The sequence below is a fragment of the Rhizobium sp. PAMB 3174 genome, from assembly GCF_052908375.1.
The window spans coordinates 2,395,758-2,419,240 of the sequence record NZ_CM128608.1 but is presented as its reverse complement, the minus strand read 5'-3'; the positions used below and the strand labels follow the sequence as shown (position 1 = coordinate 2,419,240).

Genomic DNA, 23,483 nt, shown 5'->3' with positions numbered 1-23,483 from the left:
AGGAGCGAAAGGAGAAGTGCATGGAAAGCGAGAAGAACTGGTATCAGTCGAAGGCGGTCTGGGGCGCGCTGGTTGCGATCGGCGCATCGCTGGCGCAATATGGCGGCCTCGATCTCGGCGTGTCCGACCAGGGACAGGTGGTGGAGTCGATCACGGCAATCACCGGTGCTATCGGCGGGCTGGTCGCGCTCTATGGTCGCGTTACGGCCAAAAAGGCGCTGAAATGAACGGCTGCAACTGAATTGCGGCGCAAATTGGACTTCCCTTGCCATTCATTTGCTGTTCAGGTGGGATCGGTTAGAAACGGCTTCAACATCGTTTAATGCCGAAAGGGAAAGCAATGGCGTCTCCCCTCATCATCGCCGCACTCACTGCAGGGCTGTCGGGCATGGCTTTCGAGCCGCCGCAGACGACCCGCTATGTCGTCGAGGCGGGGGGCAATTGCCAGGCTGCCGCCTCGCAGGTGGTGTCCCAGACGGGCGGGCAGCTACTCTCGGTACAGGCGTCCGGCAATTCGTGTGTCGTCACCGTTCTCGTGCAACGCGACGGCGAGCGACCGAAGAAGGTGACGAAAAAGGTCCCGATGTAATAGACTGCAACCTCCCGCCCGGTGATTCCGGGCGGGAGGTTTTTTATGTGAAGAGGGTGGGACCGCCATGCGCATTCTGGTCGTCGAGGATGACGAAAATCTCAACCGGCAGCTGAGCGAGACGCTGAAGGAGGCCGGTTATGTGGTCGATCAGGCATTCGACGGCGAGGAAGGCCATTTCCTGGGCGAAACCGAGCCCTATGACGCGGTGGTTCTCGATATCGGCCTGCCGGAGATGGACGGCATCACTGTGCTGGAGAAGTGGCGTGCTGAAGGCCGCGCGATGCCGGTCCTGATCCTGACCGCCCGCGACCGCTGGTCCGACAAGGTGGCCGGTATCGACGCCGGCGCGGATGATTACGTGACGAAGCCGTTCCATGTCGAGGAAGTGCTGGCGCGCCTGCGCGCGCTGATCCGCCGTGCGGCGGGCGTCGTCACCTCTGAAATCAGTTGCGGTCCGGTGCGCCTCGACACCAAGAGTTCGAAGGCGACCGTCAACGGCATGACGCTGAAACTCACCTCGCATGAGTATCGCCTTCTGTCCTACCTGATGCATCATCTCGGCGAAGTGGTGTCGCGCACCGAACTGGTCGAGCATATGTATGATCAGGACTTCGACCGCGATTCCAATACGATCGAGGTCTTCGTCGGGCGTCTGCGCAAGAAGCTCGGCGTCGACCTGATCGAAACGGTGCGCGGTCTCGGATACCGGATGCAGGCGCCGGGCGACGCCAAGTCCGCCGACGCGAAATAGGGGCGATGCGCAACAGCTCACTGACCTTCCGCGTTCTGCTGCTGGCGACAGTCTGGTCGGCGGTGGCGATCGTGGTGATCGCGCTGGTCATCTCGACGCTCTACCGGCGCGGGGCCGAGCGCGGCTTCGAGGGACTGCTGCACGCCCAGCTCTACAACGTCATCAACTCGGTTTCCGTCGACGACGCCGGCAAGCTGACCGGCTCGCCGCAGCTCGGCAATCTCGATTTCCAGCAGCCGGCCAGTGGCTGGTACTGGATGGTCGAGCCGATCGGCGACTACAAGGCCGAGCCGCTGGTCTCGAGCTCGCTTGGCGATATCAAGCTGCCGGTGGTCTCGACGGCGGCGGTGCCGTTCGACGCAAACTACGAGCGCCTCTATTCCGAACCGGACGGTAGCGGCAACACCGTGATGATCGCCGAAACCGAGGTCATCATGGACAATGACGGCCGCATCGCCCGGTTTCGCGTGGCGGGGAACACCGATGTCGTCGAGGACGACGTGCGCTATTTCTCCCATCGCCTCTACCTGGCGCTCGGCGTATTCGGCTTCGGCAGCCTTGTCATCAACGCGCTGGCGATCCTGCTCGGCCTGCGTCCGCTCGACCGTGCCAGAAAGGCGCTCGAGAAGATCCGCGGCGGCGAAAGCGAGAAGCTGCCGGAAAACTTCCCACGCGAAATCCAGCCGCTGGCCAACGAGGTCAATGCGCTGATCGAGAGCAACCGGCGCATCGTCGAGCGCGCCCGCATGCAGGTCGGCAATCTCGCCCATTCGCTGAAGACGCCGATCGCCGTGCTATTGAACGAATCGCGGGTTATCCAGGGCGCGCAAGGGGAACTGGTGCGCAACCAGGCCGACACGATGCAGGCGCAGGTGCAGTCCTACCTCAACCGCGCCCGCATCGCGGCGCAGCGCGACACGGTGCTGGCGCGCTGCGAAATCGAACCGGTGCTGGAGCGTCTGATCCGCGTCATGCGACGGCTGAACGACGGCGTCGAGTTCACGCTTCGGGTCGAGCCGAAGGACCAGATGCTGGCGATGGAGGCGCAGGACCTCGAGGAGACGGTCGGCAATCTTCTGGAAAACGCCGCCCGTTTCGCCAAGGGCAAGGTGACGATTTCGGCAAGGCGTGCAGCCGCGGAAGCCGGCTTGCGGCCCAGGGTGGAGATCGTCGTCGAGGACGACGGACCCGGACTGGAGCCGGACGAGATCAAGGAAGCGATGAAGCGCGGCCGGCGGCTCGACGAAAGCAAGCCCGGAACGGGGCTGGGCCTGTCCATCGTCAAGGAGATCGCCACGGAATACGAGGGCGACTTCGTCCTGTCGCGAGGCACGATGGGCGGGCTTCGCGCCAGCCTGCTCCTGCCGGCGCTGATCCGGGAAAATGATTGATCCGCAATGACATGGTTCAGCTTTGCCGGGATTGTGTTAAAAGCGTGAAGACTTCGCCACAATGACGCCACGGACGAAAGCGAAGTCACTTTCGGCCAGTTCCAGACAACAGCTCAGTTCCCCGGTATTTGCTCCTCATGAATTTGATCAGGTCTTCCTTCCTTACGTCCCTTTGCCTCACTGCCATGGTCCTGAGCGGTTGCCAGGCGCTGAACGGGCCGAAGATCGGCAACGCAGCGTCTCCGGGGCGCTTCATCGCCGCCCTGAACGGCGGCATCGTGCGTCTCACCGGCGCCGATCTCGGCGATGGCGACAAGCAGCGGGCGCTGGAAGCAGAGTACCGGGCGCTGGAAGCGGCACCGGGCGGGCAGGCGGTCACCTGGACCGGCCGCAGCTATAGCGGCAAGGTCGTCGCGGCGGCGCCCTATCAGGTCGGCTCACAGAATTGCCGCCAGTATTCCCATACGCTGCAGACGCCGAATGGCGAGAAAGTCGCCAAGGGCGTCGCTTGCCGCAACCAGGACGGCAGCTGGACGCCTTTGATCTGAATCATGGTGGCGCAAGGCTGAAGCCTTAAAAGCGAGGCCGAGTGTGGCCAAACGCAGCAATTTGCCGCGTCTGCCACTTTGAGCGTTGGAAAGCCCCCGCGCTTGCAGTATTTGGATCGCCATGGATTTCTGGATTCTCGCCACTCTTCTGACCGTTCTCGTCGCGGCCTTGCTCGTCATGCCGCTCTTGCGAAGGGGCCGTCAGCCCGATGAAACGAATGCCGGCGAGGCGGCCGTTTACCGCGACCAGCTCTCCGAGCTGGAGCGGGACCGCGCTTCCGGGCTCATCTCGGCGGAAGAAGCCGAATATGCCCGCGCCGAGATCGGCAGGCGGCTGATCGCCGTCTCCAAGGCGAAGACGGAGCGGCGGACGGCGGGCGGAAGGCACATTCTGGTTTCAGCCGTCGTCGTGCTGGCCGTTGCCGGAACCGCAATCTATCTCTACGGCCTGACGGGGACGCCGGGCGCACCGGACGAGCCGCTGGCCGCCCGCATGGACAATCCCGGCAACGACGTCGGCATCCTGATTGCCAAGGCCGAACGGCACCTGGCCGAAAATCCCGAGGACGGCGGCGGCTGGGACCTGCTGGCGCCGATCTACTTCCGCAACATGCGGATCGGCGACGCCGAACTTGCCTATCGCAACGCCATCCGTCTTCTGGGCGAAAACGCCGAACGCCTCTCCGGCCTCGGCGAGACGCTGGTTGCCGGCAACGACGGTATTGTTACCGACGAGGCGCAGCAGATGTTCCAGAAGTCGGTGGCGCTGGACGGCAACAATCCGAAGGCGAAATATTACCTCGCTCTGGCGCTCGAGGAGAGCGGCAAGCGCGAGGAAGCGCTCGCGGCCTTCAAGGCGCTTGCGGCGGAAAGCCCGGCCGACGCGCCGTGGATGCCGCTCGTCAATCGCCATATCGCCCAGGTTGGCGGTGGGCCGACGGTGGCCGAAGGCGAGGCGAAGGCCCCCGGCAATCCGACGGCCGAAGACGTGGAGGCCGCAAAGGACATGTCGTCCGGCGACCGCCAGGAGATGATCCAGTCGATGGTCACAAGCCTGGCGCAGAAGCTTGCCGACGACCCGGACAATTTCGAGGGCTGGATGCGGCTGGTTCGCTCCTATGCGGTGCTGAACCAGAAGGACAAGGCCGAGGAGGCCCTCAAGACGGCATTGAAGACCTTTCCGGCCGACGGTGACGAGGGCAGGCAGCTCGTCGCGCTCGGCACCGAGATGGGGCTGACGGTGGATGGAGTAAGCCAATGACACGCAAGCAGAAACGCCTCGCGGTGATCGGCGGCGGCATGGGATTCATCATCGCCGCCGTTCTTCTGGTGATGTTCGCCTTCGGCCAGTCGGTCGCCTATTTCTACGTGCCCGGGGATCTCGCCGAGGCGCATGTGCAGCCGGGCACCCGGATCCGCCTTGGCGGGCTGGTCGAGGAGGGAAGCTGGGTGCGCGGCGCCGGCACGACCTCGACCTTCGTCGTCACCGATACGCAGTCGGAGGTCAAGGTGACCTATACCGGCATCCTGCCGGACCTGTTTCGCGAAGGGCAGGGCGTGGTGGCGGAAGGCACATTCGAGCCGGGCAGCAATGTTTTCGTTGCCGATACCGTGCTTGCCAAGCATGATGAGACCTACATGCCCAAGGATGTCGCCGACAGGCTCGAGGCGCGGGGCGTAACGCTTTCTGGCAAGGAAACGATCAAATGATGACCGAGCTTGGACATTATGCGCTCGTATTGTCGCTGGGGGTCATGCTGGTCCAGTCGATCCTGCCGGTTGTCGGCGCCCGGCGCGGCGATGCGGGGCTGATGGATCTTGCCTCCTATGCGGCGCTGACCGGCTTCGCGCTGGTCGCCTTTTCCTTCGCGATGCTGACGCGCGCCCACATGACCTCCGACTTCTCGGTCGTCAACGTATGGGAGAACTCCCACTCGCTGGTGCCGGCGCTCTACAAATTCTCGGGCGTGTGGGGCAACCACGAAGGCTCGATGATGCTGTGGCTGCTGATTCTCGCCTTCTTCAGCGCCCTCGTCGCCCTGTTCGGCCGCAACATTCCCGACACGCTGAAGGCCAATGTGCTGGCGGTGCAGGCCTGGATCGGCTTTGCCTTCACGCTGTTCATCCTCCTGACGTCGAACCCGTTCGCGCGGCTTTTCCCGCCGCCGGCTGAGGGCAAGGATCTGAACCCGGTGCTGCAGGATGTCGGCCTCGCCATTCATCCGCCGCTCCTCTATCTCGGCTATGTCGGCTTCTCGGTCTGTTTCTCCTTCGCCGTCGCAGCGCTTCTGGATGGCCGTATCGATGCCGCCTGGGCGCGCTGGGTGCGGCCCTGGACGCTGGCCGCCTGGACCTGTCTGACGGCCGGCATCGCCATGGGCTCCTACTGGGCCTATTACGAGCTCGGCTGGGGCGGCTGGTGGTTCTGGGATCCGGTCGAAAACGCCTCCTTCATGCCCTGGCTTGCCGGCACGGCGCTCCTGCATTCGGCCCTCGTGATGGAAAAGCGCGAGGCACTGAAGATCTGGACGGTGCTGCTCGCCATCCTGACCTTCTCGCTGTCGCTGCTCGGCACCTTCCTCGTCCGCTCCGGCGTTCTGACCTCGGTGCACGCCTTCGCCTCGGACCCGTCGCGCGGCATCTTCATCCTCTGCATTTTGATCATCTTCATCGGCGGATCGCTGAGCCTGTTTGCCTTCCGCGCGCCGCTCCTGAAGGCCGGTGGGCTGTTCGCGCCGATCTCCCGCGAGGGGGCGCTGGTGCTCAACAACCTGATCCTCACCGTATCGACGGCGACGGTTCTGACCGGCACGCTCTATCCGCTGCTGCTCGAAACGCTGACAGGCGAGAAGATTTCGGTCGGTGCGCCTTTCTTCAACCTGACCTTCGGCCTTCTGATGCTGCCGCTGATTGTTGCCGTGCCGTTCGGCCCGCTGCTCGCCTGGAAGCGCGGCGACCTGCTGGGCGCGTTCCAGAGGCTCTACATGTTCGCGATAGCCGCCTTCGTTGCCGCGGCGATCCTGTTCTACACGCAGAGCGGCGGTCCGCTGCTGGCGCTCGCCGGGCTCGGGGCCGGCTTCTACCTGATTTTCGGGGCGTTCGCCGATCTCTACTATCGCGCCGGCTTTTCCAAGGCGGGACTGAGCGTCGGCTGGAAGCGGCTGACGGGTCTGCCGCGTTCGGCTTTCGGCACGGCGCTCGCCCATGCGGGCTTCGGCGTCTCGGTTCTCGGCGTCGTCGCCGTATCGACCTTCGCGACGGAAACCGTCGTGGAAATGAAGCCCGGCGCGACGACGGAGGCCGGCGGTTATCAGATCACTTTCGACGGGATGAAATCCGGCAAGGGACCGAACTACACCGAGGATTCGGGCCATTTCTCGATTGCCCGGGGCGGTGTACAGGTCTCGGATTTCTTCTCCTCCAAGAGGCTCTACACAGCCCGCCGCATGCCCACGACGGAAGCCGGCATCCGCACCTTCGGCCTGAGCCAGCTCTACGTTTCGCTGGGCGATCCGACGGAGGACGGCGGCATGGTCGTGCGCATCTGGTGGAAGCCTTACATCCTCTGCATCTGGGGCGGCGCGCTGCTCATGATGGTCGGCGGTTTCGTCTCGCTGAGCGACCGCCGCCTGCGGGTCGGCGCACCGAAGCGCCGGGCCAAAATGGCGACCGGACCGGCGGTGGAGGCAGCCGAATGATCCGTCGTCTTGTCCTGATCCTCTCATTCCTGATCACGGCGGCGCCGGCCTTCGCGGTCAACCCGGACGAGGTATTGGCTGATCCGGCCCTCGAAGCGCGGGCACGGACGATTTCGTCCGAGCTTCGCTGCATGGTCTGCCAGAATCAGTCGATCGACGATTCGAACGCCGATCTCGCCCGCGACCTCCGGCTGCTGGTCCGCAACAGGCTGACGCAGGGCGACACTGACCAGCAGGTCATCGACTATATAGTCTCCCGCTACGGCGAATTCGTGCTCTTGAAGCCGCGCTTCGGCGAGAAGACGCTGATCCTGTGGGGTGCGCCCTTGCTGCTGGCGGTCGCCGGAGGTTTCGCGTTGTTAATCTACGGGCGCAGGAACCGCGCTCGGCCGACCGGCAAGCCGCTGACCGAGGCAGAGGCCAAGGAATTGGAAAATATACTGAAAGGCTGATTTTCTGGGGGCTCGTATACGGCGTTTTCCACAAGTGCCGAACATTACCAAAAATTCATCGCCCGGTCAGTTCTCCGTAAGGTCTCACCCTCTATACCTTTCTTCATCGATTGTTCCTGCCGACCCCCAAGGCAAAATGACAAAGGAAGAGAAGGTAATCCCCATGTCCAGCACTCAAAACGGTCGCACCACCCTGAAAACCGTCCTGAAGTCCACGACTGTCGCGGGTCTTGCGGCTGTGCTCCTGTCGACCGGCATTCCGGCTCTCGTCGAACAGAGCTATGCGGCACCGGTTGAGGTCGACGCGCCACACGTCGCAAGCTTTGCCGACGTCGTCGATGCCGTTTCGCCGGCGGTCGTTTCCGTCCGCGTCGAATCCAAGGTTCAGCCGGCTGCCGATGACGGCGGCTTCTACTTCAACTTCGGTGAGCGCGGCTTCGACAACCTCCCCGACGACCACCCGCTGAAGCGCTTCTTCCGCGATTTCGGCGGCCCGAATGGCGGCCCGCAGGACGGCAACGGCATGCCCAAGGGCAAGCAGCGTCTGCGTCCGACCGCCCAGGGATCCGGCTTCTTCATCTCCGATGACGGCTACATCGTCACCAACAACCACGTCGTCTCCGACGGTTCTGCCTTCACGGTCGTCATGAACGACGGCACCGAGATGCCGGCCAAGCTGATCGGCACCGATCCGCGCACCGACCTGGCCGTGCTGAAGGTCGATTCCAAGCGCAAGTTCACCTACGTGCAGTTTGCCGATGACAACAAGGTTCGCGTCGGCGACTGGGTCGTCGCAGTCGGCAACCCGTTCGGTCTCGGCGGCACGGTGACGGCGGGCATCGTTTCGGCCCGCGGCCGCGATATCCACTCCGGTCCCTATGACGACTTCATCCAGATCGACGCTGCCGTGAACCCCGGCAACTCCGGTGGTCCGGCCTTCAACCTGAACGGCGAAGTGATCGGCATCAATACGGCGATCTCCACGCCTTCCGGCGGCAATGTCGGCATTGCCTTCGCCATTCCGGCCTCCGTTGCCCAGGGCGTCGTCAACGACCTGATCAAGAGCGGCGCGGTCGACCGCGGCTGGCTCGGCGTACAGATCCAGCCGGTGACCAAGGACATCGCCGAATCGCTCGGCCTTGCAGAGGCCAAGGGCGCGCTGGTGATCGAGCCGCAGGAAAACTCTCCGGGCATGGAAGCCGGCATCAAGAAGGGTGACGTGGTGACCGCGGTCAACGGCGACCCGATCAAGGACTCCCGTGATCTCGCCCGCCGCATCGGCGCCATGGCACCGGGTGCCAAGGTCGACGTGACGATCTGGCGCGATGGCAAGTCGCAGGACCTGAGCGTCAAGCTCGGCACGCTGCCGGCCGAAAAGGTCGCAAGTGCCGATGAAGGCTCCGACCAGGCAACGCCGTCCACCGACAAGGCGCTGGCCGACCTCGGCCTCAGCGTGGCGCCTTCCGACGACGGCAATGGCGTGACGATCAACGACGTCGATCCGAACTCCGACGCCGCCGACAAGGGCATCCGCGCCGGCGACAAGATCACCTCGGTCAACAACCAGGAGATCTCCAGCGCCGACGACATCGTCAAGGCACTGAAGGAAGCCAAGGACAACGGCCGCACCAAGGCGCTGTTCCAGATCGAGACCCAGCAGGGCAGCCGCTTCGTGGCTCTGCCCGTCAGCCAGGGCTGATCGGTTCCGACACACCGGGCGTCGCGCAGCATCAACCGCTGCGCGACGCCTTTTTGGTTCCGGGCAATGGAGTGAGCGAATGTCTGATGCTGAAATCGCCGCTGTGGAGAAGGACTGTGCGGATGCCGGAAGACCGGCTAATGTCGCGCACATGAAGATTCTGCTGATCGAAGACGACCTGGAGGCTGCCGCCTACCTGGTCAAGGCATTCCGGGAAACCGGCATCGTGGCCGACCACGCCAGCGACGGCGAGAGCGGCCTGTTCATGGCATCCGAGAACCCGTACGACGTGCTCTTGATCGACCGCATGCTGCCGCGCCGCGACGGCCTGTCGGTGATCAGCGAGCTGCGCCGCAAGGGCATCCATACGCCCGTCCTCATCCTCTCGGCGCTCGGCCAGGTGGACGACCGCGTGACCGGCCTGCGCGCCGGCGGCGACGATTACCTGCCGAAGCCCTACGCCTTTTCCGAACTGCTGGCCCGCGTCGAAGTTCTCGGACGCCGCAAGGGCACGCCGGAACAGGACATGGTCTATCGGGTCGGCGACCTGGAGCTCGACCGCCTGTCGCATCAGGTGCGCCGCGACGGCAAGGAAATCCTGCTGCAGCCGCGCGAATTCCGCCTGCTCGAATATCTGATGAAGAATGCCGGCCAGGTGGTAACCCGCACCATGCTGCTCGAAAATGTCTGGGACTATCATTTCGATCCGCAGACCAACGTCATCGACGTGCATGTCTCGCGCCTGCGCTCCAAGATCGAGAAGGATTTCGACCGGCCGCTCTTGAAGACCATCCGCGGCGCCGGCTACATGATCCGCGACGAAGGATAAGGGCCGGATGGCGCGACTGATGCTGCTCTTCCGCTCGACCGCCGTCAGGCTTTCAGCGCTCTATATCCTGCTGTTCGGCCTGTGCGCCGCCATGCTGGTCTTCTACGTGACGTCGATGTCCGGCCAGCTGATCGGGCGGCAGGTGCAGGAATCACTTGCCGATGAGATCAAGGATTTCAGCGAGATCTATGCGCGGGCAGGGGTCAACGGCATCCTGAAGACCATCGAGCGGCGCGCCCGCCAGCCCGGCGCCAACCTCTACGTGATCGCCGGTCCCGTCGGCCAGGTGCTGGCCGGCAACGTGCAGGCGGTTGATCCCGGTGTGCTCGATGCGACCGGCTGGGTCGACCATCCCTTCCGCTATACGCGCTATGCCGACGACGAGACGAAGAGGCCGCAGCACGTCGCGGTCGGCTACGTCTTCGTCCTCGACAATGGTCTGCGTATCCTGATCGCCCGCGATCTCGGCGAGCCGCAGCGGCTGCGCTATCTCGTGCGCCGGGCGCTGATGCTGGCGTTGGCGATCATGGGCGCCGGCGCGGTGCTGATCTGGTTCGGCATCGGCCGCAATGCGCTCAAACGGATCGACCGGATGTCGGCGGCCAGCAAGAAGATCATGGCCGGCGACCTGACGCAGCGGTTGCCGGAATCCGGCTCCGGCGACGAGTTCGACCGGCTGTCGGTATCGCTGAACGCGATGATCGGCCGGATCGCCAAGCTCAACGAAGGGCTGCGGCAGGTTTCCGACAACATCGCCCATGACCTGAAGACGCCGCTGACGCGGCTGCGCAACAAGGCGGCCGACGCGCTTGCCAATCCGGAGCCGGAAGCTCGCCAGCAGGCGCTGGAAGGCATCATCGCCGAATCCGACCAGCTGATCCGCACCTTCAACGCGCTGCTGATGATTTCCCGTGTCGAGGCCGGATCGGTCGCCGCCGAGATGAGCCCTGTCGATCTCGCCGAGATCGTCGCCGACAGCGCCGAACTCTACGAGCCCGTGGCCGAGGACGTCGGCCTGTCGCTGGAGACCGATATCGGCGAAAAGCTCTCCATGCTCGGCAACCGCGAACTGATCGGCCAGGCGCTGACCAACCTGATGGACAACGCCATCAAGTATGCCGTCGAAGGCGAGGGCGAGCGCAAGATCTGCGTGCGCGCGGCAAGCGAGGGTGGCGAGATCCGCCTGTCCGTGGTCGACCACGGGCCGGGCATCCCAGCCGACCGCCGCGACGACGTCGTCAAGCGCTTTGTCCGGTTGGACGAGAGCCGTACCAAGCCTGGCACGGGGCTTGGCCTGTCGCTCGTCGAAGCGGTCATGCTGCTGCATGGCGGACGGCTGGAGCTGTCCGACACGGATCCGGACTCCGAGGTCGCCAAGGGCTTGACGGTCACGATGATTTTCCCCGCCGCCAAGCTCTGACGGTCGCAATCGCGGTCCCCGGCTGCTATACCGGCTGAGGGAGGAATGGCATGGACGCAAAGCAACACATGCGGCGTCTTTCGGACGTCGAGGCAGGGGTGATCAGGCCCTTCAGCCAGAGCGAGCTGAAATCGGCGGCGGCGGACCTGAAGGAGTGGATGGCGGAGGCGCCGGACCTGGCTCCGGTGATCGAGGCGAACCCGGACCTCAAGTCCTTCTTCCTCGCAGCAATGACGCTTTCCCCGCATCTTCGCGATATGGCAAGGCTGGAGGCATCGTTCCTGCCGATCGCTTTTTCCGAACCGCTCGACGGCATAATCCGCTCCCTGGTGCAGGATGCGCGCGGCAGCTGGAAGGCGGACAAGGACGGCGGGCTGCCGGCGGAAGCCGAAGTGATGTCGCGGCTGCGGGTCGCCAAGCGCCGTGTCTCCTTCCTGCTGGCGCTGGCCGATCTCGGTCGGATCTTGTCTACTGCCGAGGTAACGGCGTGGCTGAGCGCGCTGGCGGATGCGGCGATCTCGGCGGCGATCGATCATCTTCTCGCCACCACCGCGGCTGACGGCCGCATGACGCTGAAGGATACGGACCAGCCGTCGAAGGGGTCCGGTCTCGTCGTCCTCGGCATGGGCAAGCTCGGTGCCGGTGAACTCAATTATTCCTCCGATATCGACATTGTCGTCTTCTTCGATCCGGCCTCGGGTCTGGTCGCCGATCCGGACGATGCGATCGATCTCTTTCCCCGCCTCATGCGGCGGCTGGTGCGCATCCTTCAGGAGCGCACCGCCGACGGCTATGTCTTTCGCACGGACCTGCGGTTGAGGCCTGATCCGGGTTCGACGCCGCTTGCCATCCCCGTCGAAGCGGCGCTGCTTTACTACGAAAGCCGCGGCCAGAACTGGGAGCGCGCGGCCTTCATCAAGGCGCGGCCCTGCGCCGGCGACCTCGAGGCCGGAGCGGCTTTCGTCAACGAGCTACGCCCCTTCGTCTTCCGCAAGTATCTCGACTATGCGGCGATTTCCGACATTCATTCGATCAAGCGGCAGATCCATGTCCACAAGGGGCACGGCGAGATCGCGGTCAAGGGCCACAACGTCAAGCTCGGGCGCGGCGGTATCCGCGAGATCGAGTTCTTCGTCCAGACCCAGCAGCTGATCGCCGGCGGCCGTATGCCGGAACTGCGCATCCGGCCGACGCAGGAAGCGCTCGAAGCGCTTGCCGAGGCGCGCTGGATCGGAGCATCGACGCGCGACGAGATGACTTCGGCCTACTGGTTCCTGCGCGAGGTCGAGCATCGCATCCAGATGATGCGCGACGAGCAGTCGCATGTGTTGCCGGACAGCGAGGCAGAACTGAAACGCATCGCCTATATGTGCGGCTTCGAGGACACGAAGGGCTTTTCGCAGAAACTGACATCGGTGCTCAAGCGCGTCGAGCATCGCTATGCGCGGCTGTTCGAGCGCGAGGCGGAACTGGCGAGCGATGCCGGCAATCTCGTCTTCACCGGCCAGCAGGACGATCCGGCGACGCTGGAGACGCTGCGCAAGCTCGGCTTCGAGCGGCCCGAGGCGATCTCGTCGGTCATCCGCGGCTGGCATTACGGCCGCTACCGGGTGACGCAGTCGGCGCCGGCGCGCGAGAGGCTGACGGCGCTGACGCCGCAACTCTTGAAGGCGTTCGGCGAGAACCGGCGGGCAGACGAGGCGCTGCTTCGCTTCGATCAGTTCCTGTCCGGCCTGCCGGCCGGCGTCCAGCTGTTCTCGTTGCTCGCCAGCAATCCCGCGCTTCTCGACCTGATGGTGACGATCATGGCGTCGGCCCCTCGGCTTGCCGACATCATCGCCTCGCGGCCGCATGTCTTCGACGGCATGCTGGACCCGGCGCTCTTGTCGGAACTGCCGACGCGGATCTATCTCGAAACACGGCTCGAGGAATTCCTGTCGGGTGCGGTCGTCTACGAGGACGTGCTCGACCGATTGCGCATCTTTGCTGCCGAACAGCGCTTCCTGATCGGCATCCGGCTTTTGACCGGCGCGATCAGCGGCGCGGACGCCGGCAAGGCCTTCACCCATCTGGCGGATCTTGCGATCGCGGCCGCGCTACGCGCGGTGATCGACGAGATGGAGGCCGCGCACGGGGTGTTTCCCGACAGCCGCGTGGCGATCCTCGGCATGGGCAAGCTCGGCAGTTTCGAGCTGACGGCCGGCTCCGACGTCGACCTGATCCTGCTCTATGAATATGACGACGACAACGCCGAATCGGACGGTGCGAAGCCGCTCGACGCGCAGCGCTATTTCACGCGCCTGACACAGCGGCTTATGGCGGCGCTGTCGGCGCCGACGGCAGAGGGCGTGCTGTTCGAGGTCGACATGCGGCTGCGGCCGTCCGGCAACAAGGGGCCGCTTGCGACCCGCTTCCGCGCCTTCGTCAAATACCAGGAGGAGGAGGCCTGGACCTGGGAGCACATGGCGCTGACGCGTGCCCGCCCGATCTGCGGAGACAAACGCCTCTGCGCAGAGACGGTCGCCGTCATCGACGGGATCGTGGCGCGCCGGCGTGATCCGGCAGCGCTCGCCAAGGACGTGTCGGACATGCGCGGCATGATCGACAAGGAAAAGCCGCCGGAAAGCCTGTGGGACATGAAGCTGATCGCCGGCGGCCTGATCGACCTGGAATTCCTCGGCCAGTATCTGGCGCTTGCGGCGGGGGCGGAGCATATCGAGGTGCACACCGCCGGCATGACGACACAGGAGCTGCTGGAGGCGTTGGGTGCGCGGATGATGAGCCGCGACGATCTCGACACATGCCTGGAGGCGCTGCGGCTCTACGGCGAAGTCTCGCAGATCATTCGACTGTGCATCGACGACGCCTTCGATCCGAAGGAGGCGCCGTCAGGACTGGTCGATCTCGTTTGCCATGCGGGCGGATGCCCGGCCATCGGCCAGCTGGAAGCCGAGATCAAGCGCTGCGCAAAAGCCGTACGGACGATTTTTCAAAGGACTTTGAAAGCCTGACGAGATCGACGGAGGTACCGAGGTCGGGAATGCGCAGGCAGATGATGGTGCCTTCCTTCTCGCGCGAGACGATCTTCATCTTGCCGCCGTGAAGAGCCGCCAGCGAGCGCGAGATGGCAAGGCCGAGGCCCGAGCCGCCCTTGCTCTTGGCGTACTGGTTCTGGACCTGTTCGAACGGCTGGCCGATCTTCGAGATCGCGGCGCGCGGAATGCCGATGCCGCTGTCGGCAAAAGTCAGGTAGACCGCGCCGCCGGCCTTGCGGGCCTTGACCGAAACCCGGCCGCCCTCATTGGTGAACTTCACCGCGTTGGAAAGGATGTTGAGCATGATCTGCTTCATCGCCCGGCGGTCGGCGACCAGCGTCAGGCCGGAGGAGATTGACGGCATCACATCGATATTCTTCTGGCTTGCCGGAATGGTGATGAAGCGCAGGCTCTCCTCGATCAGCGGCGCCAGATCGATCGCCTCGCAATGCAGCCGCATGTGGCCGGCCTCGATCTTCGACATGTCGAGGATGTCGTTGATGACGTTGAGCAGGTGCTTGCCGCTATCGTGGATGTCGCGGGCATATTCGTTGTATTTCGGAGAACCGAGCTCGCCGAACATCTGGTTGAGCAGGATTTCCGAGAAGCCGAGGATGGCGTTCAGCGGCGTGCGCAGCTCGTGCGACATGTTGGCGAGGAAATCGGACTTGGCGATGTTGGCGGCCTCGGCGCGTTCCTTCTCCGCCTGGTAGTTGGCGTTGGCGATGGACAGTTCGGCCTTCTGCTTTTCCAGTGTCTGGCGATAGGCGGACAGGTCGTTGATGGTCGCCATCAGACGGCGCTCGGACTTGCGCAGCCGTTCGGTGTTGCGCTTGAGCTGGGTGATGTCGGTACCGACCGAGACGAGGCCGCCGTCACGGGTGCGCCGCTCGTTGATCTGCAGCCAGCGCTCGTCGGCGAGCTGAACCTCTGCCGTCTGCGAACGACCGTTGCGGTCCGGATCGGCGATGCGGCGGGTGACGACGGGCCGCGCGGCCGCGGCCATGACCTTCTTGCGGTCGGTGCCGGGAATGAGGACGGTGTCCGGCAGTCCGTACGCCTGCTGGAAATGGGCGTTGCACATCACCAGCCGGTCGTAGCGGTCCCAGAGCACGAAAGTTTCCGAGGTGCATTCCAGCGCGTCGGCCAGACGCTGGTCGGCTTCGGCATAGCGCTGGGCGAGGCGGTGTTGTTCGGAAACGTCCATGGCGATGCCGATCAGGTGGACTTTGCCGGATGCAGTGCGAACCAGCTGGGCGCGCGCCCTGAGCCAGACATAGTGACCGTCGGCGTGGCGGACGCGGAACACCTCGTCGATGTTGCGGGCCTCCCCATGCGCCACGGAGCGGGCGATCGCGTAGAAGTTCTGGTCTTCCGGATGCATGCGCCGGGCGGCATCCGAGAAGGTGAGGATGCGGTCGGACGGCGGCAGGCCGAGCATCTGGTACATGGAGCGAGACCAGTAGAGCCGGCGGGTGGAGAAATCGAAGTCCCAGAGGCCGCTGCGGCCGCGCGACAGCGCGGTTTCGACCCGCAGGCTCGATTCCTGATAAACGAGATCCGAATCGCGGGCCCGCTTGATTTGCGTGTAATAGGCGTAGAGGACGACGAGCAGGATTGCCGAGGTGCCGGCAAACAGCGTGACGTTCAGCGCTACCTCGTTGCGCCACTGCTGGCCGATCCATTCGCGCGAGGAGGCGACGAAGATCATGCCGCCCTTGTCGCCGGCGAGGCTGATGGCGGCGTCATAGGGCACCGAGCCGATCATCGCCTGGATGATGCCGGTGCTTGTGCCGTAGCGACCGACCGTCATCATTTCCGGCAGCAGTTCGGGAAGCTTCATGCCGACGAAGCCGGCGCCGGTCGGGGAACTGGCGAAGATCGTGCCGTCGGCATGGATCAGCAGGATGAAGGTACCGGACGGCAGGCTGGCGGACGGAAGCTTGGCGCGGAGCATCTCCTCCGCGGCGTCGCGGTTGCTCCAGGCAGCCGCCGCTTCTGTACTGCCAAAGGCGGAATTGGCGGCGGAAAGCGTCAGTACCGTCGACTGACGCAGGCTCTCCTCGAGCCGGTCCTGTTCTGAGACGACACCGATGATCCGCGAGGCTGCGACGATCGACAGAAAGATGATGATGAGGATCGGGATCGAGCGCTTGAGAACAGGCTCGATCTGCGGCAGACGGCTTGCCCTTGCCGTGAACATCTGTTCCGCCCCCCGTTTGAGCCAGTCGTGAAAGATGCTGAAATCCGGCGTCTTGAGACGCAGTCGCCCTTCGGCTGCGGTGACCCGCCGCACGTTTGTCATTCTAGCCTGCCCTGGTTCCCCGCACGATTCGCAAGAACTGCCGCGCGAATCTAGGCCTATGGAATCAAAGGTGATTCGGGTTGTCCAGCCTAAAAAGTAACGATTTTTTAACCGCTTGTTATGATTCGCATTTTTTCGGGAGGCATTTGCTGCGGGGTCTCGGCCGCGCCTGTCAAGGCGAGGAAAAGCCGGAATCACAGATGTTTGGCGGGCCAGAACGGTGCCTGCCAAAGGCCGATATCAGGCCTTCAGCATGCGCTCGACGATGTCGCGGACGTCGGTCGAAAGGCCAGTTGCTTGCTCGATCCGGACGAGGGCGGTGCGGGCATGCGCGCTGCGTGTCGCCTCCAGCGACTGCCAGGATCGCATCGAGGTCAGGATGCGGGATGCGAGCTGCGGGTTCTTGCCGTCGATCGCCAGGATCTCTGAGGCCAGGAAATCGTATCCGCCGCCGTCCTTGCGGTTGAAGCCCGTCGGATTGCCGAAGGCAAACGAGCCGATCAGGGAACGGACCCGGTTCGGATTGCCAGCGTTGAACAGCGGATCGGCCTTGAGCGCCTTGACCCGCGACAGCGCGGCGTCACCGGGCGTTGTCGCCTGGATCGAGAACCACTTGTCGATGACGAGCGCGTTGTCCTTGAAGCGGTTCTTGAACGTTTCGAGTGCCTGCCGCGTTTCGTCGGTATCCGGATAGGCATGCACGAGAAGGCTCAGCGCATGCGCGAGCTCGGTCATGTTGTTGGCGGACGCAAACGCTGCGGCAACGCGCTCAGGCGAGGCGTCGGCATGGGCGAGATAGGTGAGGGCGCCATTGCGCAGGGCCCGCTTGCCGGCGCTGGCCGCCTCGGGGCTGAATTCACCCGGCGTAGCCATCGCCTCATACAGGGAGACGAAGCGCGCCGGGTCATGGCTGGCGATCGCGGTCATCACGGCGACGCGGGCGGCGCGGATTGCATCCGGATCGTTGTCGTTGCCGAGCTCGCGGGCGATATCGGATTCGGTCGGCAGCGACAGTGCCTGGGCGCGAAACGCCGGCTCCAGCGTGTCGTCCGATGCGATGGCGTAAAGCGTGTCGATCAGCGCCGGGTCGCAGCTTGCCGGTTGTCCGGCACGCACATCCTTTGCCGCAGCCGTCAGGATCGTCAGGGCGATGTCGGTGATGGCCTGCCAGCGGGCGAAGAGGTCCGTGTCATGGCGGGCGATGTGGATGAGGTCTGGAACCGGCATCGGGAAATGCAGGTTGATCGGCGCCGAGAAGCCTCGGTTCAGCGACAGGACCGGCCGTGCGGAGACGCCCGAGAACACCACCTTCTGCTTGCGCTTGAGGAGATGCAGCACGTCGTCGGTCACGGTTGCGCCTGTGACCTTTGACGCTTCGGCGATGCCGCCGTTTGGCAGGATCAGCGCAAATTTCAGCGGGATATGCGCCGGCGACTTGTTCGGCTGGCCGGGTGTGGCCGGGATCATCTGCTCGAGCGACAGCGTGAAGGTCTTCTTCGCCGCGTCATATTCGGCCGATGCGGTGACGAGCGGCGTGCCGGCCTGGTTGTACCAGAGCGAAAACTGGCTGAGGTCGCGGCCGCTGGCGTCCTCGAAGCACTTGACGAAGGTCTCGACGGTCGTCGCTTCGCCGTCGTGACGGTCGAAGTAGATGTCCATGCCCTTCTTGAAGAGGTCCGGGCCGAGGATGGTGGAGATCATCCGCGTGACCTCCGAGCCCTTCTCGTAGACGGTCGTGGTGTAGAAGTTGTTGATCTCGCGATAGGTCGTCGGACGCACCGGATGGGCGAGCGGTCCGGCGTCTTCCGGGAACTGCTCGGCACGCAGGTGGCGGACTTCGGCAATGCGCTTGACCGCACGCGAGCGCTGGTCGGCGGAAAATTCGTGGTCGCGGTAGACCGTCAGGCCTTCCTTGAGGCACAGCTGGAACCAGTCGCGGCAGGTGATGCGGTTGCCGGTCCAGTTGTGGAAATACTCATGCGCGATGATCGCCTCGATATTGGCGTAGTCGGCATCGGTCGCCGTTTCCGGGTCGGCGAGGATGTACTTGTCGTTGAAGACGTTGAGCCCCTTGTTCTCCATGGCGCCCATGTTGAAGTCGGAGACGGCGACGATCATGAAGATGTCGAGATCGTATTCGCGGCCGAAGCGTTCCTCGTCCCACTTCATGGAGCGCTTGAGGGCATCCATGGCATAGGCGGCGCGCGGCTCCTTGCCGTGCTCGACATAGATCTTCAGCGCGACCTCGCGGCCGCCCATGGTCGTGAACGTGTCCTCGACCACACCGAGATCGCCGGCGACCAGCGCAAACAGGTAGCTAGGCTTCGGATGCGGATCGAACCAGGCGGCGAAATGCTTGTCCGGTCCGAAACCGGCCCCGCCGAGGAAGTTGCCATTCGACAAGAGCAGCGGATTGGCCTGCTTGTCGGCGATGATGTTGACGGTATAGAGCGCCAGGACATCCGGCCGGTCGGGGAAATAGGTGATGCGGCGAAAGCCTTCCGCCTCGCACTGCGTGCAGTAGATGCCGTTGGTGCGATAGAGGCCCATCAGCTGCGTGTTGGCTTCCGGGTTGATGATCGTGGTCACACAGATCTCGAACGGCTCGCTCGCCGGCAGGTCTCTGACTTCGAGCCGTTCCGGCGTTACGGTGTAGCGGTCTGCTTCAAGCTCGATCTGGTCGATCAGCAGCCCCTGGAGCGACAGGCTGTCGCCGTCCAGCACCAGCGGTGCTGTGGGGGCTGTGCCTTCGCGGCGGTGAAAGATCAGGCGCGCCTCGACCTTCGTCTCGGTCGGGTCCAGTTCGAACGTCAGGTCAACGCGTTCAAGAACGAAATCTGTCGGCTGGTAGTCTGCCAGACGAATGACCTGGCCCGTATCTGTTCGCATAAGAAATCCTGGAGTGGTTCCCGTTTGGAATTCCTTGTAGGGGAGTTTCCCTTCGGAATCTTTATTTCGCTGGCCGATGTTCCCATGAAAGTCTGAACCAAAGCTAAAATTTTATACATTCGCCGCGAAAAAGTTCTTGGCATTCCACGCGCAGGAAATTTGCGGCGATGCGGTCATATTTTCCCGCCTTTGGGCTGGAAAAACCTGCCCAAAGGTTTAGGACCGTTGACGAGGACAACTCGTCTTCCATCGCCTGCTGTTCCCAAAGCGCCCCGAAAATACAATCAAGAAGTGCAGTCATGAGCGCCGACCTCCTCAATCCCATGCGGGGAATTCTTCTCAAATTGCTGTCGGTCGTCTTCTTCGTCGCCATGCAGACCTGCATCAAGGCGGTGGGCGATGCCGCCGCCACCGGCCAGATCACCTTCTACCGCTCGGCCTTCGCCATGGTGCCGATCTTCTCCTATCTCGCCTATCGCGGCGCGCTGCGGACGGCCTTTGCGACCGCCAATCCGGTGGGCCACCTCAAGCGCGGCGTTCTCGGCATCATTTCGATGGGTCTCGGCTTCTACGGCCTCGTGCTGCTGCCGCTGCCCGAAGCCATCGCCATCGGCTATGCCATGCCGCTGCTGGCGGTCGTGTTTGCCGCGCTGCTGCTGCACGAGACGGTGCGGGTCTATCGCTGGACGGCCGTCTTCTTCGGCATGGTCGGCGTGATGATCATCTCCTGGCCCAATCTGACGCTCTTCCAGACGGAAGGATTCGGCTCGCTTGCCGCACTTGGCGTACTGGCCGTGCTGGCCTCCGCCACCCTTGGCGCGCTGGCCCAGATGCAGGTTCGCCAGCTGGTCGGTTCGGAGAAGACTGCGACGATCGTGCTCTATTTCTCGCTGACGGCCGCCGTCTTCTCGCTGGCGACCATTCCATTCGGCTGGCCGCATCTTTCCTGGAACCACGCCACGTTGCTCATCGCATCCGGCTTTCTGGGTGGGGCAGGGCAGATCCTGCTGACGGAGAGCTACCGCCAGGCGGATGTCTCCACGGTCGCGCCCTTCGACTATTCGTCGATCCTGCTCGGGATCGCGATCTCCTATTTCCTCTTCGGCGAAGCGCCGACGCTGACGACCATCATCGGCACGGTCTTCGTCGTTTCGGCCGGCATCTTCATCATCTACCGCGAGCACAAGCTTGGGCTCGAGCGCCGTGCGGCGCGCGAAGCCGGCGCGCAGCGGGTTTGAAGACGATCAGATCTCGTCGCTGAGCGCCGAGCCGGGGCTGTTGACCGGATCGGTGGCATTGATCGGAACGGCCATAGCCTGGAAGTCCGTCTTGTCGACGACGCCTTCCAGGTCGGCGCGCCGGGTGCGCCGCCAGGCGGCATAGGCGGCGTAGACGACAAACAGGACCATCATCAGCCAGATCATCCCGATCGGCCCCGTCGCGTTCATAACCACGCCGGACAAAAGCGGCCCGCCGACGGTGCCGAGGCCGTAGAGGATCATGATACCGCTGGAAATCGTCACATATTCCTGAGGGTCGGCGAGGTCGTTGGCATGCGCGGCATTGAGCGCGTAGATCGGAAACAGGCCGATGCCGAGGATGAAGGCGGCGAAGTAGGTGATAACGCTGGCGCCGACCAGGCCCATGACCACGCAGGCGAGCCCGCCGATCACGCCGCAGCCGATCATCACCAGACGGCGATCGAACTTGTCGGAGAGCCGGCCGATCGGAATCTGGAAGATCGCGCCACCGGCGAGGCAGGCCGCCAACAGCGTGGCGCCCTCGGCGGTCGTAAAGCCGATGCGCTGCGCGAAGACGCCGCCAAGGCTCCCCCACGTGCCCCACAGCGCGCCGGAGAGCAGCGAGCCGATGAAGGCGATCGGCGAGCGGCGGAAGAGCTTCGGCAGGTCGAACTTGCCCTGGCTGATCGGCATCGGCGATTGCGCGCTCGACAGAGTGGTCGGCAGGAGCGCGAAGGAGAAGACGATGCCGCAGACGATGAACAGGCCGGTGGTCTGCGGATCGCCGAGCGGTACGGCGTACTGGCCGGCAATCGAGCCGACCAGCGACGTCACCATGTAGAAGGAGAAGAGCGAGCCGCGATTCTCGTTGTTGACCCGTTCGTTGAGCCAGCTTTCGATGATCATGTAGGCGCCGGCGATGGCAAAGCCGGCGAGGCCGCGAAAGGCGAACCATGCGAATTCGTTGACCACCAGCGCGCAACTGAGGCAGGAGACGGTCAGGAGCGTGATGACCGCGCCGAAGACGCGCACGTGGCCGACCCGCTGCACGAGCTTGGGAATGACGAGGCCGGCGACCACGAAGCCGCAAGTATAGCCGGTGGCGATGATCGAGATCGACAGGGTCGACCAGCCTTCGGCCAGCGCGCGGATCTGAACCAGATAGTTCATCAGCCCGTAGCCGGTCATCATCAGCAGCGTGGACACCATGAGGCTGGCAACGGAAATGAGGCTATTGAGCATCCGGTTCGCTTTCTTGTTAAGGCAAGGCTGTTCGTGCGAATTGTCGCAATTGGATCATTGCGAAGGGGCACAGGTCAACCGTGTCGCCGATGCTTTGTGACTTCCGGTCCCGAATTCGGCAGACCTTACCAACTGCGGCAGCCCTCCATGGGCCGGATTGCGACACGGCGGAGCAGTGCTGAGACGCGGGTAGTAACATCTGCGGATTGCGGTCGTGCGTATTTTTAGCGATACCGCTGCAGAAAATCCTGGCCCGTCTACGGATGCCACGGATCAGCCCTATTGTTTTAAAACGCTTTTATTGTTAGCCCGCTGCGTTTTCCGCGGGCGTTGTCAATTCTGGATCGGACATGGAAAGACGCTGATGGCACGGAGTGTCGAAGAACTGGCGCAGCACCCTGCCTTCCTCGCTGCCCTGGCCCAATGGTCGTCCACCTGCCGCACGATGTTCGATAGCTCGCCGCGGTTGACCCTGTCGATGGCGACGCATCAGCGCTGGCTGATGATCCAGGCGGCCTATGCGCTATACATGGAAGAACTGCATCGGTCCGACGACGGCTTTACGCTGACGGACATAAAGGATCTGCTGATGCCGTTGAAGGTGGTCAGCCGAAACACGCTGCTGGCCTTCATCGACGAGCTTCTCGCCTATCAGCATATCCTCGACGTGACGCCTCGCGGGCGGCGGCGTCCGCGCCGGTTTGCAGCGTCGGAATTCAGCAGCTACCTGCTGTTCCTTTGGTACGGCGCCAACCTCGCGTCGCTCGATTCGATGGATGGCGGAGCGCGGGCGACAACATTCTTGGAGCGGCCGGAGGTATTCTGCCTCGCCCAGCCGAGAATGGCGCGCAACTGCCTGGCTGACGAGCGCTGGCGTCACCCGACGGAGCGGGTGGGACATTTCCTGTGGACGGTCTCGGGTGGCCTCGTGGTCGACGAGTTCATGCAGAAGATCGGCGGCACAAAGCCTGTCGACGGCCACTTCGACCTCGGTCTGGTGGACGTCGAGGACATGGCGTCCACCTTCATGATTTCGGCGACGCATCTGCGCCGCATCCTTCGCAATGCGATCAAGGCAGGTTTGATCGGCTGGCAGGGCACGCCAAACCGTTCGCCGATGTGGATCAGCGAGGCATTCGTGGACGAATACAGGCACTGGCAGGCAATCAAGTTCCACTATGTGGAAGAGGCGTTTGAATGGGCTCTCGCCGAGCCCGTCGTCAGCAATGCCGCCCGCAACACGATCTATTCAGCGTTGAAGAACAGCGATCGGCCGACAAGTCTGAACGTCGCCCGTTAGGATTGCACCGGCATCGAGAGATGCTGCCGGGCCTTGTCTCCGGCAGATGCCGGCGCGCGAGCGAAGAGCGCCGCGCATGGTTCGCGACATG

Annotated in this window: 19 protein-coding genes; 15 read left to right on the top strand and 4 right to left on the bottom strand. The window is 63.7% G+C overall.

Annotation, left to right across the window (positions count from 1 at the left end; genetic code table 11):
* Window positions 1–20 precede the first annotated feature (20 nt).
* The 13 genes from ACU5AY_RS11590 (at window position 21) to ACU5AY_RS11530 (ending at window position 14,391) form a co-directional block, all read left to right on the top strand.
* Entirely contained in the window at window positions 21–227 is a 207-nt protein-coding gene (locus tag ACU5AY_RS11590; RefSeq protein ID WP_446824854.1) for a hypothetical protein, read from the top strand.
* Between the two features lie 113 nt (window positions 228–340).
* Window positions 341–589, top strand: coding sequence for a hypothetical protein (locus ACU5AY_RS11585; RefSeq protein ID WP_446824853.1), 249 nt, complete (start codon window positions 341–343; stop codon window positions 587–589).
* A gap of 67 nt (window positions 590–656) precedes the next feature.
* Window positions 657–1,343 carry a response regulator transcription factor gene (locus tag ACU5AY_RS11580; protein ID WP_446824852.1) on the top strand — a complete coding sequence of 229 codons (687 nt, stop codon included), beginning with the start codon at window positions 657–659 and terminating at the stop codon, window positions 1,341–1,343.
* A 5-nt stretch (window positions 1,344–1,348) separates the two neighbouring features.
* A complete protein-coding gene (locus ACU5AY_RS11575) occupies window positions 1,349–2,734 on the top strand; it encodes an ATP-binding protein (RefSeq protein WP_446826320.1) in 1,386 nt (461 codons plus the stop codon).
* A 137-nt stretch (window positions 2,735–2,871) separates the two neighbouring features.
* Window positions 2,872–3,282, top strand: coding sequence for a hypothetical protein (locus tag ACU5AY_RS11570; protein WP_446824850.1), 411 nt, complete (start codon window positions 2,872–2,874; stop codon window positions 3,280–3,282).
* Between the two features lie 121 nt (window positions 3,283–3,403).
* Window positions 3,404–4,543 carry a c-type cytochrome biogenesis protein CcmI gene (ccmI, locus tag ACU5AY_RS11565; protein ID WP_446826319.1) on the top strand — a complete coding sequence of 380 codons (1,140 nt, stop codon included), beginning with the start codon at window positions 3,404–3,406 and terminating at the stop codon, window positions 4,541–4,543.
* Entirely contained in the window at window positions 4,540–4,992 is a 453-nt protein-coding gene (gene ccmE / locus ACU5AY_RS11560; protein WP_446824848.1) for a cytochrome c maturation protein CcmE, read from the top strand. Before ccmI ends, ccmE begins: the two co-directional genes overlap by 4 nt.
* Window positions 4,989–6,980 (top strand): heme lyase CcmF/NrfE family subunit, encoded by a 1,992-nt coding sequence (locus tag ACU5AY_RS11555; RefSeq protein WP_446826318.1) that lies wholly within the window; start codon window positions 4,989–4,991, stop codon window positions 6,978–6,980. Before ccmE ends, ACU5AY_RS11555 begins: the two co-directional genes overlap by 4 nt.
* Complete coding sequence (locus tag ACU5AY_RS11550) at window positions 6,977–7,432, top strand: cytochrome c-type biogenesis protein (RefSeq protein WP_446826317.1); 456 nt, start codon at window positions 6,977–6,979, stop codon at window positions 7,430–7,432. Before ACU5AY_RS11555 ends, ACU5AY_RS11550 begins: the two co-directional genes overlap by 4 nt.
* A gap of 163 nt (window positions 7,433–7,595) precedes the next feature.
* Window positions 7,596–9,131 (top strand): Do family serine endopeptidase, encoded by a 1,536-nt coding sequence (locus tag ACU5AY_RS11545; protein ID WP_446824845.1) that lies wholly within the window; start codon window positions 7,596–7,598, stop codon window positions 9,129–9,131.
* A 79-nt stretch (window positions 9,132–9,210) separates the two neighbouring features.
* Entirely contained in the window at window positions 9,211–9,960 is a 750-nt protein-coding gene (locus tag ACU5AY_RS11540) for a response regulator transcription factor (RefSeq protein ID WP_446824844.1), read from the top strand.
* A gap of 7 nt (window positions 9,961–9,967) precedes the next feature.
* On the top strand, window positions 9,968–11,380 hold the full coding sequence (locus ACU5AY_RS11535) for an ATP-binding protein (RefSeq protein WP_446826316.1): 1,413 nt from the start codon (window positions 9,968–9,970) through the stop codon (window positions 11,378–11,380).
* A 50-nt stretch (window positions 11,381–11,430) separates the two neighbouring features.
* Entirely contained in the window at window positions 11,431–14,391 is a 2,961-nt protein-coding gene (locus tag ACU5AY_RS11530) for a bifunctional [glutamine synthetase] adenylyltransferase/[glutamine synthetase]-adenylyl-L-tyrosine phosphorylase (RefSeq protein WP_446826315.1), read from the top strand.
* Here the strand turns inward: ACU5AY_RS11530 and ACU5AY_RS11525 are convergent.
* From ACU5AY_RS11525 to ACU5AY_RS11515, 3 genes are all read right to left on the bottom strand, one after another.
* Window positions 14,336–16,720 carry a PAS domain-containing sensor histidine kinase gene (locus tag ACU5AY_RS11525; RefSeq protein WP_446826314.1) on the bottom strand — a complete coding sequence of 795 codons (2,385 nt, stop codon included), beginning with the start codon at window positions 16,718–16,720 and terminating at the stop codon, window positions 14,336–14,338. The two genes, ACU5AY_RS11530 and ACU5AY_RS11525, sit on opposite strands and share 56 nt — an antisense overlap.
* 240 nt (window positions 16,721–16,960) lie before the next feature.
* Window positions 16,961–19,609, bottom strand: a complete 2,649-nt coding sequence (gene pepN / locus ACU5AY_RS11520; protein WP_446826313.1) for an aminopeptidase N — start codon at window positions 19,607–19,609, stop codon at window positions 16,961–16,963.
* 103 nt (window positions 19,610–19,712) lie between these two features.
* Entirely contained in the window at window positions 19,713–19,910 is a 198-nt protein-coding gene (locus ACU5AY_RS11515; protein ID WP_446826312.1) for a hypothetical protein, read from the bottom strand.
* Between ACU5AY_RS11515 and ACU5AY_RS11510 the strand changes: the two genes are divergently transcribed.
* On the top strand, window positions 19,909–20,847 hold the full coding sequence (locus ACU5AY_RS11510; protein WP_446826311.1) for a DMT family transporter: 939 nt from the start codon (window positions 19,909–19,911) through the stop codon (window positions 20,845–20,847). The genes ACU5AY_RS11515 and ACU5AY_RS11510 overlap by 2 nt on opposite strands.
* A 6-nt stretch (window positions 20,848–20,853) precedes the next feature.
* On the opposite strand, the gene ACU5AY_RS11505 is transcribed toward ACU5AY_RS11510, so the two are convergent.
* A complete protein-coding gene (locus ACU5AY_RS11505) occupies window positions 20,854–22,092 on the bottom strand; it encodes an MFS transporter (RefSeq protein WP_446824837.1) in 1,239 nt (412 codons plus the stop codon).
* 364 nt (window positions 22,093–22,456) lie between these two features.
* Here ACU5AY_RS11505 and ACU5AY_RS11500 point away from each other — a divergent pair, with 364 nt between their 5' ends.
* Window positions 22,457–23,392 (top strand): hypothetical protein, encoded by a 936-nt coding sequence (locus ACU5AY_RS11500; RefSeq protein ID WP_446826310.1) that lies wholly within the window; start codon window positions 22,457–22,459, stop codon window positions 23,390–23,392.
* Window positions 23,393–23,483: the final 91 nt, after the last annotated feature.

Coding starts and splice junctions, on each gene's coding strand:
- ACU5AY_RS11590 (WP_446824854.1), top strand. CDS start 21: ATGGAAAGCGAGAAGAACTGGTATCAGTCGAAGGCGGTCTGGGGCGCG.
- ACU5AY_RS11585 (WP_446824853.1), top strand. CDS start 341: ATGGCGTCTCCCCTCATCATCGCCGCACTCACTGCAGGGCTGTCGGGC.
- ACU5AY_RS11580 (WP_446824852.1), top strand. CDS start 657: ATGCGCATTCTGGTCGTCGAGGATGACGAAAATCTCAACCGGCAGCTG.
- ACU5AY_RS11575 (WP_446826320.1), top strand. CDS start 1,349: ATGCGCAACAGCTCACTGACCTTCCGCGTTCTGCTGCTGGCGACAGTC.
- ACU5AY_RS11570 (WP_446824850.1), top strand. CDS start 2,872: ATGAATTTGATCAGGTCTTCCTTCCTTACGTCCCTTTGCCTCACTGCC.
- ccmI (WP_446826319.1), top strand. CDS start 3,404: ATGGATTTCTGGATTCTCGCCACTCTTCTGACCGTTCTCGTCGCGGCC.
- ccmE (WP_446824848.1), top strand. CDS start 4,540: ATGACACGCAAGCAGAAACGCCTCGCGGTGATCGGCGGCGGCATGGGA.
- ACU5AY_RS11555 (WP_446826318.1), top strand. CDS start 4,989: ATGATGACCGAGCTTGGACATTATGCGCTCGTATTGTCGCTGGGGGTC.
- ACU5AY_RS11550 (WP_446826317.1), top strand. CDS start 6,977: ATGATCCGTCGTCTTGTCCTGATCCTCTCATTCCTGATCACGGCGGCG.
- ACU5AY_RS11545 (WP_446824845.1), top strand. CDS start 7,596: ATGTCCAGCACTCAAAACGGTCGCACCACCCTGAAAACCGTCCTGAAG.
- ACU5AY_RS11540 (WP_446824844.1), top strand. CDS start 9,211: ATGTCTGATGCTGAAATCGCCGCTGTGGAGAAGGACTGTGCGGATGCC.
- ACU5AY_RS11535 (WP_446826316.1), top strand. CDS start 9,968: ATGGCGCGACTGATGCTGCTCTTCCGCTCGACCGCCGTCAGGCTTTCA.
- ACU5AY_RS11530 (WP_446826315.1), top strand. CDS start 11,431: ATGGACGCAAAGCAACACATGCGGCGTCTTTCGGACGTCGAGGCAGGG.
- ACU5AY_RS11525 (WP_446826314.1), bottom strand. CDS start 16,720: ATGACAAACGTGCGGCGGGTCACCGCAGCCGAAGGGCGACTGCGTCTC.
- pepN (WP_446826313.1), bottom strand. CDS start 19,609: ATGCGAACAGATACGGGCCAGGTCATTCGTCTGGCAGACTACCAGCCG.
- ACU5AY_RS11510 (WP_446826311.1), top strand. CDS start 19,909: ATGAGCGCCGACCTCCTCAATCCCATGCGGGGAATTCTTCTCAAATTG.
- ACU5AY_RS11515 (WP_446826312.1), bottom strand. CDS start 19,910: ATGACTGCACTTCTTGATTGTATTTTCGGGGCGCTTTGGGAACAGCAG.
- ACU5AY_RS11505 (WP_446824837.1), bottom strand. CDS start 22,092: ATGCTCAATAGCCTCATTTCCGTTGCCAGCCTCATGGTGTCCACGCTG.
- ACU5AY_RS11500 (WP_446826310.1), top strand. CDS start 22,457: ATGGCACGGAGTGTCGAAGAACTGGCGCAGCACCCTGCCTTCCTCGCT.